The organism is Paenibacillus sp. JT22N1 (assembly GCF_059692155.1).
Genome location: NZ_JCAUAW010000017.1, coordinates 64,143 through 78,674, shown reverse-complemented (window position 1 = coordinate 78,674; position 14,532 = coordinate 64,143). Strand labels below are relative to the sequence as shown.

Sequence of the window (14,532 nt, the reverse complement as noted above, 5' to 3'; positions counted from 1 at the left end):
TGGGTGACAAAAGGTTAGCGCTTGTGTTATCTATTTAGTGGATTTTCCCATATAAGTGCTGATAATTTCATCGTATTTTCCGTTAGCTTTTACCTTTTTGATTCCATCATTAATTTTTTTCATCAATTCTTCGTTTTCCTTACTCACCGCAATACCATAGTTATCGCCGTTCAAACGATCCCCAACAATTTTCAGCTTGGAATTCGGATCAACTGCAATCTTGTACGAGATCACCGGAAAGTCTTCAATCGTTACATCGGCGTTTTTATTGGCGACTTCTTGATACATGGCCGGACTATCATCGAAATACTTAACTGTAGCACCATATTTTTTACCATATTCATCTGCTAGTTTTGCTCCGGAAGTACCTTTTTTAATAGCAATGACTTTCCCCTTCAAGTCTTCAGGCGTTTTGATTGTTGTATTATCTTCTCGGACGATTAGTGAAAGTCCGGCTGTGTAATACGGATCCGAAAGGGCAACAACCTGTTTACGTTCGTCCGTAATACTGATACCAGCTATAGCGCCGTCCAATTGTTTGGATGTAATAGCAGGTATAATTCCTTTAAAATTCATAGGTTTTAATTCAACTTCAAATCCCTCTTCTTTGGCAATTGCGTTGATTAAATCAATATCTATTCCAATGTACTTGCCATCTTTTTGAAACTCGAAAGGGGGATACGTCGCATCTGTACCGAACGTGTATTTCTTAACTGCCGCTGCTGTTTGTGCAGGTTGTGTAGTCTGCGTAGACTTATTATCTGTAGCTGTACCATTTCCACAAGCACTAAGTGTTAAAGCTATAACCGTTCCAAGTACTACTGATAAACCTTTTTTCATGTAAGAACCCCTTTTCTTCTATTAAATTTAAGATCGATTGATTGGATCAACTTTGTATTTACATACTAACTTCTGCTCTACAGCAACATACAGAATCCTACAAAAACAATTACACGACATGAAAATAAAGTTTACATGCTCGACGAGTAATTTAACTAGAAAAAATTGTATCCGATTACATTTCGTATCGACTCCTTTTTCATGTGATGATATATCACAGTGAAATAAAAAAAAGGAATCCAAACCTCTAGTCCTTACTATCTCCAGACTTGAGAGGTTGAATTCCTTACTCAATTATTTAATTTTTCTAATGTCTCCATATAAAATACTTGTAAAAACTTTTTGATGTTTACTTTTCCTTTATCGGGTTGCAGTTCTTCGTCCATGACTTTCATCCTCATACGAATATCCTGGAAATCAAAGTACAGCGGCGCATAATATTCGAACTTAGGATTACTATAATCGGTTAAACCAATGGAAGCCATGTTATTTAAAGCAGCCATAATTGTCCGTCGAATGCGTTGTTCAATCGCCTTGCTTTCTTTCTCAATATCTTTTTGGCCTTGTTTATAGGTGTGGGCGACAGACTCGTACATTTCTTTTAAAGGAGGGAAACTAGTTGCCTCTCTATGTTCGATGGCATTCTCCATTAAGGCTATAATGTCCTTACTGCCAATCTCACCGATGATTCCCAAATCCATTAGAATGGTCTTCACCACATCACGAACTTTTCGTTCTTTGCGGGGAGAGGACGGTCCGGCGATATCTAATTTAGCTAAAGATTGCTTGATCTCAGAAACATACCGCTCATATTTCCACTGCTCGTTGACTTTGCTCAATACGTGCTCTACTTCCACGCGATTAATCGGCTTATGAATGAAGAACTCGATTCCTTTTTGATAAGCTTCCCCTACCATGTCCTTATTTTCAATTTGTGAAATCATAATAAATTTTCCTTCATACCCACTATTTTTTAATTGCGTGATTGTCTCAATACCATCCTGATCAGGCATTAATAAATCAATCAACACGACATCCGGTTTCGATTTAAGGATCATTCGAGCCCCCTCAATTCCACCTTCCGCCGTCCCCATCACCTCGCCAATGCCGCATTCATCAATAATATCTTGCAGCATACTTCTGCAAACGACATCATCATCAACGATCATAATTGAAAGTGCCATCGACTCTACCCTCTTTAATTAGACTTGTTAGTGGGAGACGAACAACAAACTGAGTACCGTTTGCTTTCTCCGATGATGCTACTGTGATACTACCCCCAAAGGAATGAACAATATCGCGTACATGAGAAAGACCGATCCCTGTTGCTGCTATCCCTTCTTCATTGTATTTTGTCGTGTAACCTGGTTCGAAAATAAGCTCCTTCTTATGATCAGGAATTCCTTTTCCAGAATCTATGACGATAAAATATACGTCGTCTTCTTTTTCAAAGACCCGAATATGTATGGTTCCATTTTTCTCTATAGCTTCTACCGCATTGGCAACTAAGTTATTTATGATCGTCAGCAAAGGTACATAGTGCGTCGTGTTCAGATTAAATGCCAGTTCTTTTTCAATGATAACCTTTTTCTTTAGCATTTCACTATATTCTTGATTTCCCTTTACGACAAAGTGCATGATCTCCGAAAGACTCATATGAACAACAACTTCACTATCGAATAATTTCAGTAAACCTGCCAGAATACGTTGGGAATCCTTCTTTACCTCATGGATTTGTTGGGCAATTCCTAACGTACGCTGACTATAGCCTTTGAGATTATCCTCATTTAATTTCCGATAGAGGTCATAGCTATCCGCGGTAATCCCCTCTATGGTATCCATGGCTTTTTTCAAATAAAAAGCTTCTCCATATAAACCAGAGTTGATGTTCAGCATCTGCTCCATCCGCTTTTCCTGTTCAGTATGGAGTAACCGCATCTGACTAATAGCGATACTGTTGTACAGTCCGATTGTAAAATAACTGCGTACTACAGCTATGACCATTATAAGCAACCATTCTTTAAAATAAAAGGTATTCGTACCGAGGAATACCCCACGCAGTAAGAGCTCCGTTTCATTAGAAACGAAGTCAATTAACGCTATATATCCACCTAAAATGAGGGGGTGAAATTCGTTCAATCTTTTTCGAAGCTTACTCATTCCAAATGCAAATACGACATAGTAACAACCTGCTGCTGCATTATTCTGTAAACTCTCTATGATTGTAAATGAATGAACGTGAGTGATCCAATCTCCAGACTGAACGATCATGCTAACAATCCCCGTTAGGATACCCGTTTTCACATAGGGTAGATGCGGCATAAGCAATAAAAAAAACAAAAAGATACTAACCCCAAGACCGATGCGGAAATAATCGTTGCTAAAGGGATTTATCTTGAATTGTGCGCCCGTGGCCGTAGCAATAGCGATTACGATCATTTGCAATCTTTCGTTTTTGACTAAATTCTGCATCTTTCGATTTGCACCTTCTTGGGGGTCAGATTTTATCCGCTACCCATGAACTAAAATTCTAATGCTTTATACTAACATACATGACCCCTCATTTATATAAAAGCCTAGCCGTCATTTATGCTGCGGTTCACCCTGCACGCAAATGACGGCTAAATTTTAAATTGCAGCTTTAATTTGTTTCGTATAGAAAAAGCGAACGATGAAGAAGTAGACAACTTGTATGGCGGCAAAGACGCATAGTACACTGGCGGACTCTGTAAACAAATTATAGTTAAACATATGGGATAATGCCGTAAGGGCCACGCCCCCGTGGATAAGCGCTACAACAATAGGTGCGAAGAAGAGAATCGCTGTTTGCCTATTAAGCACTTTTTTCAATTCGGTTTCAGTCAAACCCATTTTGGCTATTGCTTTAAATTTTTGTTTGTCGTCGTCTAAATCTGTATAGAGGCGGAAATATAGAAAACTCCCAGCCGAGACGAAAAAGACAATTCCAATAAACAATCCAATGAACAACACCGGTCCATAGGTTCTATTTAAGTCATATACTTCGTAATCAACAGCAAACAGTTCATGCCTTCCAACCTGTTTGGTTAAAATCTCTCCTGCTTGAATAATGGCCTGCTGCTGGCTTCCTTTTGCCTGCCATATATGAAACCTTCTTTGTTCATTTGCATTTGGAAGCTGCTCATAGGCATCATCTTTGACGACATAATAATCACTAAATTCCGTAAATACTCTTGAACTGACAATGATATTAGGCTGTAAAGTTATGTCTGATTGCAGCTTAATAGGCTGCTTCAGCTGGTTATCATCTCGGTTATTCCCGAATCTTTCAGTATGAACGACTGCCGACTGCCCGTCTTGCAGGTTAATTTTACCCGCTCCAATTATACTTGCAAAGCGATTATAATCAGACTGCTTAGCGATCAATATAAGAGTCTTTTGATCATTTACTCGAAAGTAACTGAGTATGGCCTGAGCCTTCACGGTCTCGATTTGCTTGCTGCCTAACTGTTCATCGATTAATGCAATATCCTTCTCTTCTTTATCCTTACTTTTGTCCTTGTCTGCCGTATAGGTTAATGTGTAGGGATTTTGTGATTTCGTTGAACCTGTGGTTAACGATTGAAATCCATAAAGTGACCCAATGGCGCTAAAGGCTACGGTCGAAATGATGGCAACCATGAAAAACGTCCTTGCATTATCCTTCATTCGAAACGAAAGATCAGCAAACAGAAGCATATTTGTATTCCGCCAGAAGATGGACTCCCTGTTCTTTAGACTGCGAATCACATAAACACTTAATTGGGTAAACAACAGGTAGGTGCCTATGATCACCACAATAATAACTGGCAGCATGACCATGAATACAAGGGATCCTTTCGCGATCAAAGCAGTGAAGTACCCAATCCCTAGCAATGCAATGGCTGTTATGGTTAAAAAAACAGATGCCTTGGGTTCTCCTTTGGACTTCTTATCTCCTTTAATCAAGTTGATTAACTTTCCGCTTCGCAGAACAAAAGAAACAACAAAAGAAATGAACAGAAACAAAATGGTAAAGGAAACAAACGTTAAGATAATGGCCTTCAACGGAATATAGAAGTTCAACTCCGTTCCGATAATCAGAACGTTTTCAGCTGTTAGCAAGATTCCTTTTGCAAAGACTAATCCTAGACCAATGCCCCCTATTGTTGCGAAAAATCCGATTAACATATTTTCACAAAATACCATCGAACGGATTTGTCTGGTGGACATACCTAGCATCATCAATAGCCCAAATTCTTTCTTACGAGACTGCAAAAAAGAGCTCATCGAATATAAGACGAAGAAAAAGGAAAAGACATAAATGATTCCTGAAGCTATATTAAGACCAAAGGTTGCTTTGCCATTCACAGCTCCTCCGTTCAGCGCCGGATGGAAAGCAAAAATAGCAAAAGTGAAAAATACCATCACCATGAACATACTGCTTAGAAAATAGGCCGCATACAGTCTTTTATTGCGTGTGACGTTATTAAACGCGAATTGACGAAAGGTCATTTGCGTTACCTCCCAATAAAGAGAGTGTATCGATAATCTTCTGGAAGAAGACTTGACGATTATCGCCGCGATGAATTTCGGAATAAAACCTGCCATCTCGGATGAAGACGACTCTGTTGCAATAACTCGCTGCTTGAGGGTCATGCGTTACGAGCATCATCGTTGTTTGATCTGTTTGATTGATGGATTCAAGCATTTCCATAACATCCTTCGATGCCTTTGAATCCAGATTTCCAGTCGGTTCATCTGCAAGCAATAGCTTAGGCGTATGAATCATCGCCCTTGCAACGGCCGCTCTCTGCGCCTGTCCACCAGATATCTCGTACGTGCGCTTTTTCATAATATCTGTAATCCCAAGTTTCTTGGCAATTTCATTTGCCTTTTGCTTCATCTCGCTGACTTTTTTTCCGTCCAATGTCAAAGGCAGAACGATGTTTTCTTCAACGGTTAACGTGTGTAGGAGATTAAAGTCTTGAAACACAAATCCCAGCTCACGCCGGCGGAATTTAGCTAAGTCGTTTTTACTTAGATGATGCGGATTATTGCCAGCGATTAAGATTTCGCCAGTTGTCGGTTCGTCTATGGTTGCGATCATATTAAGCAAAGTTGTTTTCCCGCTTCCAGACGGACCCATAATGCCAACAAATTCACCTGATTCAATGGTTAAATCTATATCCGATAAAGCGCGGTAGGCGATCTTCCCCTCATAGATTTTACTAGCTTGCTTCACATTCAGCATCACGAAGCCCCTTTCAAATAGTCATCATTCGATCTGTGATTAGTGTACCGCTATCGACCGAATCCAACTATTGATTCTCCTTTCACTTTCCTTACACGGATGTAAGGTTTTGCGATGACGCGAAAATAATTCGAAAGGTTGTACCTACGTAAACTTCCGAATCAAGTTCTATGCGATGTCCCAGATGTTCGGCTGCCTCCTTCGTTAAATAAAGACCCATTCCGGTCGATTCTCTGAATTTACGCCCATTTTCCCCTGTGTAAAAAGGGTTGAAAATACGGATTTTATCGGTATCCGGGATGCCCACTCCGAAGTCAGTTACCTCCAATACCGCTTCATTATCTTTCTCATATAGGGAAATGTTCATTTTTTTGCTTTTTCCTGCTGAATACTTCACCGCATTATTTACAAGTTGTGAAAGCATAAAAAACAGCCATTTTTCATCCGTCTCTACGACGATTCCTTCCTTTATCTCTTGCAGTTGAGGATAAACCTGATTACGGATATAGAACCGTTTATTTTCCTGATTCACTTCATTCACGATTTTGGACAGAACGACAGGTTTGACATGAAAATCCTGCTCAATGGTTCGAAGGCGCGCCATGTACAGAATCGTATTTAACCCCGTCTTCATTCGCTCCGTCTCTTCGCGAATATAAGAAGATTCCGGTTCATCCAAATTTCGAGCTGTGAGTTCGATGACTGACAGAGGTGTTTTCATCTGGTGTACCCATTGGTCCATAAACTTCAGATGCTCCTCTTGTCGATGCTCTGCCGTTTTGATTTGTTGCTGGTAATGCTTATACTGATTTCTCAACAGCTTATTAAAAGCTTCCGACACAGGGGTTTGCTCCGTTTTCTGGAAGGAATCATCCAGTGACTCGAGTGGGTTGCTGAGGCGTTGATAGAAACTGCGACGGCTATAGTATTGATATAACAGATAGCATCCAAGAAAGAAGAATCCGAGGAAAATGGCATAAATAGCCGGTGCCGTATTGCGATATCCATCAAGCCAGTAAATGCCTAGGATCGTGATAAATTGAATAATCTGCAAGACCAACAATAGAGAATGCTCTTTGATAAATAACTTCATTGATCTCCCGCCTTCGTCCATGTAACGTTCAGACGATATCCGGCGCCCCTTACCGTTTCCACTGCATCTTCTATGCCTAGCTCAAGAAATTTTTTCCTTACGCGTGTAATGTTTACATTGAGCGTATTTTCATCTACGTACGCTTGATCGTCCCATAGCTTTTCAAGTAAATCTTCACGACCAGATACACGCGGATAGCGCTCCATCAGACTTTCGATGATGTCGGCTTCTTTTTTGGTCAGGGAAGCAGCTTTTGTACCGAATATGAATTCCAGCCGTTCTGGATAAAGCTTCAGCCCGTCTCTTTCCAATACTCGCTCGCCAACCTTCACCGCGTATTCCCCGTAAGCACGCCGAAGATGACTGCGAATTTTCGCTAAGACAATTTCAGCATGAAACGGCTTTGTAATAAAATCATCTCCGCCATTTTCCAGCGCCATGACCTGATCCATTTCACCGGTTCGCGCTGATATAAATAGGACAGGACATATCGATTGCGTACGAATCTGCCGGCACCAATAATACCCATCATAGCTGGGTAGATTGATATCGAGAAGCACAAGATCCGGCCTGTTTTTATGAAAATCATCCATTACGTGATCAAAATCAGTTACTGATGTTACGTTATAGCCGTATTTTTTTATGTAAGACTGTAAGAGCTCAGCAATTTTGGGATCGTCTTCAACTATCATAATGGTTTGCACATCTGTCTCTCCTTCCGATTGGCGGCACACTTTTAGTATGAATAAAAAAGACTTCCAAGTAAACAATATGCAAATAAATGACAATGCCGGGAGGAATCATCATGGTTAGCATATTGGAAGCAGCAATTACTACAATTAAATCTTTGACAGATGAAGAAAAACCCCACCCTCTTCATGTAGGTGAGGTGATGGCTTGTTGGATTTACTTAGCAGGTCTTGAAGTATCCAAAGCAACTGTTCAAGCGGGTATAAACACCACTAATGATGAAGATCTAAGAGCAGTGCTCAAGGAAGATTTGGAACTCAACCATGGTCAACGGGAACGTCTCTATGATTTCATGCTCAAGGAAGGAATAACTTTACCGCCTGCTCATGAAGATATGCCTCAATCAGATCCTAACAGTATTCCGCTTGGTGTTAAATTGACGGATGAAGTGCTTGCCAACGAATTATCCTTTAAAATCGTTAGTTTGATTCTCCGTGCTGCAGGTGCCTATGCAGAATCGATCCGGACCGATTTCGGTTTAATATTTCTTCAATTCCAAGCTGAAAAAGTGATGTTGGGGGGGAAATTAAAACAATTAATGATGAAACGCGGGTGGCTTAAAATACCGCCGTTTTTCATTCCACCCGACTCCCAACAAACTTCAACTTAAAACTTTATGGGGCTACCTTTTAAGTCTTAAACTCTTAGGAAAGCCCCTTTTCAAAAACCTCAGAACCCCGGTTCGTCAATGATTACACCATACTCAAATACAGCTCGCCTGTTTCACCTGTCAAGGAATCCAGAATTAAAAAAACCTCTCGCACTTCTTATCCCTTTTTGGACCTCGTGTTTCAATTCTCGTTATTATGTTTATATAATTATTACGACTTTTTTGATCGGATAGGGAATTTCTGATTTAAGGATAGTCTGATTTCAACTAAACAACGGGAGGTAGCTATGCATATTGTTGAAGTCAATAATTTGACGAAGGTATTCGGACATGATCCTCAAAAGGCTCTCTTGCTTCTTGATAAAGGATGGTCCAAAAAGAAAATACATGAAGAAACGAAGCATACAGTTGGTGTCAACAAGGTCAGTTTCAGCATACAATCGGGAGAAATCTTCGTAATTATGGGACTGTCGGGAAGCGGTAAATCTACTCTGGTCCGTCTACTGAATCGTCTTATTGAACCCACCTCTGGAACGATTCTCATTGATGGGGAGAACATTGTAACGATGAACCATGAACAGCTCCGTCAAGTTAGGCGTAGAAAGATCAGCATGGTTTTCCAGAAATTCGCCTTGTTTCCACATAAAACAATCATTGAGAATGTGGAGTTTGGACTGGAGATTCAAGGGGGATCCAAACAGGCCAATCGGCAGAAAGCACTGGAATCATTGGAGCTTGTCGGTTTAAAAGGATTGGAGGACAGCAGTCCCGATCAGCTGAGCGGAGGCATGCAGCAGCGGGTTGGACTGGCGCGCGCTCTAGCGAATGATCCAGATGTTCTGCTCATGGATGAGGCATTCAGCGCACTGGATCCTTTAATTCGTAAGGATATGCAGGATGAACTGCTGGAGCTCCAGGATAAAATGAAAAAAACAATTATTTTCATTACGCATGATTTGGATGAAGCATTGCGAATCGGTGACAGGATCGCTCTGATGCGAGACGGATCTATTGTGCAGATTGGGACTCCGGAAGAAATATTAATGAATCCAGCGAACAAGTATGTGCAACGATTCGTAGAGGATGTCGATCTGTCCAAAGTATTAACGGCAGCATACGTGATGCGCAGGCCAGAAACGATCACTCTGGAAAGAGGACCAAGGGTTGCCTTGCAGTTGATGCAGGATAGTGGGATTTCGAACCTGTACGTTGTGGACAAAGCAAAACGGCTCATTGGCGCCATTACGGCAGAAGATGCCGCTATGGCTGTTCAAGGTGGTAAATCAATTGGGGATATCGTTATCCGTGATGTGCCTACCGTCCCGCCTGACATCCATTTGAATGAATGCTTCGAGCTTATTAGTAGTGCCAAAATTCCGGTTACTGTGGTAGACGAAAAAGGCCGTTTACTAGGCATTATAGTTCGTGGCGCAGTCCTAGCTGCCATCGCAGGCACCCATGATACTACTGACAAGAAGGTGAACCCATAATGTTCACGAAAATTCCTTTGGACCGCTGGGTCGAATCCATCATCAGTTGGTTCAATACCCATTTTGCCTTCCTCTTTGATTTCTTCTCATCTATCATTAGTGGGATCGTAGGCGGATTTACTTTCCTATTTCATGCCTTCCCCGCTATCGTTGTTATCGTACTTCTAACGCTCGTTGCTTACTATTTCGGCAAGTGGCGGCTGGCGTTATTTACAGTGCTCGGATTGCTGCTTATCCTTAATCTCGGATACTGGGACTCCACAATGGACACATTGGCTTTGGTATTAACCTCCGCCCTTATTTCCATCGTTCTTGGACTGCCACTCGGGATTTGGTGTGCCAGAAACCGCTCGGTGAGGAGTACACTGACCCCGATGCTGGATTTTATGCAGACGATGCCGGCGTTTGTATACCTCATTCCTGCGGTTACTTTCTTCGGTCTTGGCGTGGTTCCAGGCGTTATCGCCTCGGTTATTTTCTCTATCCCGCCTACCATTCGCTTAACGAACCTCGGTATCCTGCAGGTACCTGCCGATTTAGTGGAAGCTGCCGATGCATTCGGGTCAACCCCGGCTCAGAAGCTTTTCAAAGTACAGTTTCCATTGGCACTGCCGACCATATTAGCCGGGATCAACCAGACCATTATGCTGTCTCTATCGATGGTGGTCATTGCTTCAATGATCGGAGCACAGGGTGTCGGAGCAGACGTATACCGGGCTGTGACTCAATTGAAGACAGGACAGGGGTTTGAGGCAGGACTTGCTGTTGTCGTTTTGGCTATCCTACTGGACCGATTAACACAGAGCGTCATTGGAAAGAAGAGAAAAGGGAAAAAGTCTTTCGCATTAAAGAAGCCCCTGATAATCGCGGCCGTAGCCGCTTTATGTGTCGTTGCTATCTTTATAGGAATAGGAAAGAAATCTCCTGTTTCAACGAGTACTTTTGTCGGAGACCAGGTGAATTACAGCATTATTGGCATTGACCCCGGTTCTGGCTTAATGAATGCTTCTGAAAAAGCGCTTAAGGCTTATAATCTTACCTCATGGAAGCTAATTGAAGGGTCCAGTACAGCTATGACAATTGCCTTGGACAGAGCGTATAAGGAAGGCAAGCCCATTATTGTGACCGGCTGGACACCACACTGGATGTTTTCTAAGTATGATCTGAAATATTTGGCGGATCCAAAAAACGTATTCGGTGGAGATGAGGAGATTCACACGATTGTGCGTCTCCATTTGCAAGCCGATCATCCTTCAGCCTACCAATTCCTCGATAAATTTCAGTGGAAACCTGCTGATATGGAACAAGTGATGGCCAAAATCCAAGAGGGTCAGAAACCCGAGGAATCGGCTTCGCAGTGGGTGGAGACTAATCCGGATAAAGTGAATGCATGGATTAGCGGTATTCCCAAAGCGAATGGGAAGAAGTTAAAGCTTGCCTATGTAGCATGGGATTCTGAAATCGCGAGTACAAATGTGGTTAAATACGTGCTGGAAAGCAAGCTAGGATACCAAGTGGACATGCTTCAGGTGGAGGCAGGACCCATGTGGGCTGGCATCGCTAGCGGTGACGCTGACGCCATGGTGGCAGCTTGGCTGCCAACCACGCATAAAGATTATTATGAGAAGTTTAAAGGTAAATTCGAGGACCTAGGGCCCAACCTGATTGGAACCAAGCTCGGTCTAGTCGTTCCGAAATACATGACCATTACTTCCATTGAGGATCTAGTTAAAAGATAGCTGGGACGTAATACGCAAAATGACTGGATAAGTATATACTTGTCCAGTCTTTTTTGTATGGGGGTAACCTTCTCAAGGGAGTGTCTACTATTACAAACGGTTCTTTAAGAAAATGGAGAGTTCTTCACCAGATACTGGTCGGCTAAAAAAGTATCCTTGCGCTTCATTACATTGTCTTTGCCTAAGGAAATGTAACTGCTCCTGCGTTTCAACGCCTTCCGCAATCACTTTTAAATCCAGATTGTGTGCCATAGCGATTATGGTATGAACAAGTGCTGCATCCTTTGAATCCGCAAAAATATTACTTGTAAAAGAGCGATCGATTTTTAAGCTGTCGATGGGGAAAAGCTTCAAATAACTTAAAGAAGAATATCCTGTTCCAAAATCGTCAATGGATAGATGAATACCCATTGCTTTTAGTTTTTGCATCGTAGTAATAGCATACTTCGAATCTTGGATGATGCTTTCCGTTAGTTCAAGCTCAAGATATTGAGGGTCTAGTTCCGTTTCTTTTAAAGTTTTACTGACCATCTCAACTAAATTATTCTGTTGAAATTGACGGGAAGAAATATTTACAGCGATTCGTAAAGGAGGATAGCCTGTATTTTGCCAAATTTTATTTTGGTGGCATGCCTCATAAAGCACCCATTCGCCTATTGGGATGATTAATCCAGTTTCCTCCGCTAAAGGTATAAACTCATCGGGAGGGATATTTCCCCACTCCGGATGCTGCCAGCGGATCAAGGCTTCTACCCCAATCACTTTACCGGAAATGACATCAATCTGCGGTTGATAGTAAACCTTAAACTCACCGCGTTCCAATCCTTTGCGCAGTCCCATCTCTAACTTCATTTTTTGGGACACCGCTTCATTCATATCCGGTGTATAAAACTGAAAATTATTTTTTCCTTGCTCTTTTACACGGTACATGGCTGTATCTGCATTCTTGATCAAGGTCTCTATATCCCTGCCATCGGATGGATACAAGCTAATCCCAATCGATGGGGTTACAAACATCTCGTGTTCACTTAACACAACCGATTTCGTGAATAAATGGACTATATTTTGGGCTTTTTTCGTAATCTCATCAGAAGTCGTATTAGGGAGGAGCACAATAAACTCATCTCCACCTTGGCGTGAAACGGTATCCATTTTACCCATGCAGTCTCGAAGTCGCTTGGCAACTTCAATCAATAAACGATCACCCATGGCATGTCCTAACGTGTCGTTAATATATTTGAAACGATCCAAATCGATAAACATAATCCCTATGATCTGTTTATTTTCACTTGCCTGATCCAACGCTTGCGTCAGGCGATCATTTAGTAAGCGTCGATTCGGTAGTCCCGTCAAAGGATCAAGATATACCATTTGGTTGATTTTTTCTTCGGCTTTTTTGCGTTCCGTAATATCTCGAATGATGCTGCTGAAGTAGGTATTTCCTTCCTCTACCCAATCGGCAATAGAAAGTTCGATTGGAAATTCACTTCCGTCTTCTCTCAGTCCTTGTAATTCGACGGTTTTCCCAATAACGTGAGGTTTGCCTGTGGTAAGGTAACGTTCCATTCCTTTTTGATGAGCTTCTCTGTATCGTTCAGGTATTATGATTTGTAGCTTTTTACCTAAAACATCTTTTTCTTGATACCCAAAAATGAGCTGGGCTCCGGTGTTCCATAAAATAATGGTACCTTTGCTGTCGGCTAAAATAATGGCGTCGTTAGCGGACTCGATCACGGATCGGAATTTTCTTTCTGACCCTAAAGATTGGGATTCAAAACGGTTTTCAACAAAAGTGCTGATAAACACCAGCCCCAAAATGATCAGCATGCCAATTCCAATCGAATACGCTAGAAGCGTATTATCGAACGATGATCCCGACAAGCTGATATGTTGATGATCGTGTTTGAACGTTGCTGCCGACATCCCAGTGAAATGCATGCCAGATATAGCTACTCCCATAATGAGGGCACTTCCTACTTTTCTCCACCCAAAACCCGGTTTACTCGAATTCCGTTTCGCCAAAAACAATAGAAGCAAGGCTACTAATGATACGACAACAGCAATGATGGCAGAAAGAGCCCATAAAAAACGATTGTACGTAATTGTTGCTTCCATCACCATGGCTTCCATACCGATATAATGCATAGAAACAATTCCAGTCCCAATGAAAAGGGCACCCGTGATCACTTGGAATTTACGCATAGAAGGTTGGCTTACAATATGCAGTGCTAACCCCGATGAAAAAATGGCAGGAATAATAGAAACAATGACCAGCATTAAATTATACGTGACAGGAATAGACAAATGGAAAGCAAGCATAGCTATAAAATGCATGGACCAAATGCCCATTCCCATCGCAAATGCTCCTCCAGATAACCAGATGTAACGTGCATAACCTTTTGCTTTATGTATACGAATTCCTAGATCCAATGCAGCAAACGAAGCAATTATTGCGATAATAATCGAAAGAAGGACTAGGGGGAAGTCATAGGTATTTGAGAGTGTCTCCATCATGAAATTTTAATTCTCCTTATTTGCCTCAGAAAACGACAATTTCCAATTATATTCGACTAGTTTCCTGCTATTACCTGCATGAATAATTCCAGCATTATGGAAGAAGTATCTTTAATCAACACAAAAAGAACAGGCCAGGACAAAAACTCTCCCGACCTGTTTTTTAACTATTGTCACCAACGAATGCCTTCATACTTGATTATATTCTCATCAAAGCTCGCCGCTCTGCTTGCGGTTTACATTGG

At 41.6% G+C, this 14,532-nt stretch carries 11 protein-coding genes; 3 read left to right on the top strand and 8 right to left on the bottom strand.

What is annotated here, in order from left to right:
- Positions 1 to 30: 30 nt before the first annotated feature.
- The 7 genes from AC58UU_RS28710 to AC58UU_RS28680 all read right to left on the bottom strand — a co-directional run bounded on the left by AC58UU_RS28710 (position 31) and on the right by AC58UU_RS28680 (position 7,888).
- Positions 31 to 840, bottom strand: coding sequence for a transporter substrate-binding domain-containing protein (locus AC58UU_RS28710; protein ID WP_497320669.1), 810 nt, complete (start codon positions 838 to 840; stop codon positions 31 to 33).
- A gap of 290 nt (positions 841 to 1,130) precedes the next feature.
- On the bottom strand, positions 1,131 to 2,024 hold the full coding sequence (locus tag AC58UU_RS28705) for a response regulator (RefSeq protein ID WP_497320668.1): 894 nt from the start codon (positions 2,022 to 2,024) through the stop codon (positions 1,131 to 1,133).
- Positions 1,999 to 3,312, bottom strand: a complete 1,314-nt coding sequence (locus tag AC58UU_RS28700; protein WP_497320667.1) for an ATP-binding protein — start codon at positions 3,310 to 3,312, stop codon at positions 1,999 to 2,001. The genes AC58UU_RS28705 and AC58UU_RS28700 overlap by 26 nt, the downstream gene beginning before the upstream one ends.
- 156 nt (positions 3,313 to 3,468) lie before the next feature.
- Complete coding sequence (locus AC58UU_RS28695; protein ID WP_497320665.1) at positions 3,469 to 5,352, bottom strand: ABC transporter permease; 1,884 nt, start codon at positions 5,350 to 5,352, stop codon at positions 3,469 to 3,471.
- Positions 5,327 to 6,091, bottom strand: coding sequence for an ABC transporter ATP-binding protein (locus tag AC58UU_RS28690; RefSeq protein WP_497320773.1), 765 nt, complete (start codon positions 6,089 to 6,091; stop codon positions 5,327 to 5,329). Before AC58UU_RS28690 ends, AC58UU_RS28695 begins: the two co-directional genes overlap by 26 nt.
- A 91-nt stretch (positions 6,092 to 6,182) precedes the next feature.
- Positions 6,183 to 7,184, bottom strand: coding sequence for a sensor histidine kinase (locus tag AC58UU_RS28685; RefSeq protein WP_497320663.1), 1,002 nt, complete (start codon positions 7,182 to 7,184; stop codon positions 6,183 to 6,185).
- Entirely contained in the window at positions 7,181 to 7,888 is a 708-nt protein-coding gene (locus tag AC58UU_RS28680; RefSeq protein ID WP_497320662.1) for a response regulator transcription factor, read from the bottom strand. The genes AC58UU_RS28685 and AC58UU_RS28680 overlap by 4 nt, the downstream gene beginning before the upstream one ends.
- Positions 7,889 to 7,989: 101 nt before the next feature.
- On the opposite strand from AC58UU_RS28680, the gene AC58UU_RS28675 reads away from it, so the two are divergent.
- The 3 genes from AC58UU_RS28675 (at position 7,990) to AC58UU_RS28665 (ending at position 11,773) form a co-directional block, all read left to right on the top strand.
- Complete coding sequence (locus tag AC58UU_RS28675) at positions 7,990 to 8,544, top strand: DUF3231 family protein (RefSeq protein WP_497320660.1); 555 nt, start codon at positions 7,990 to 7,992, stop codon at positions 8,542 to 8,544.
- Between the two features lie 287 nt (positions 8,545 to 8,831).
- Positions 8,832 to 10,034 (top strand): quaternary amine ABC transporter ATP-binding protein, encoded by a 1,203-nt coding sequence (locus AC58UU_RS28670; RefSeq protein ID WP_497320658.1) that lies wholly within the window; start codon positions 8,832 to 8,834, stop codon positions 10,032 to 10,034.
- The gene (locus AC58UU_RS28665) at positions 10,034 to 11,773 is read left to right on the top strand and encodes a glycine betaine ABC transporter substrate-binding protein (RefSeq protein ID WP_497320656.1); all 1,740 of its coding nucleotides are present in this window, start codon (positions 10,034 to 10,036) and stop codon (positions 11,771 to 11,773) included. The genes AC58UU_RS28670 and AC58UU_RS28665 overlap by 1 nt, the downstream gene beginning before the upstream one ends.
- Positions 11,774 to 11,863: 90 nt before the next feature.
- On the opposite strand, the gene AC58UU_RS28660 is transcribed toward AC58UU_RS28665, so the two are convergent.
- Positions 11,864 to 14,287, bottom strand: coding sequence for an EAL domain-containing protein (locus AC58UU_RS28660; RefSeq protein WP_497320654.1), 2,424 nt, complete (start codon positions 14,285 to 14,287; stop codon positions 11,864 to 11,866).
- Between the last annotated feature and the right edge of the window lie 245 nt (positions 14,288 to 14,532).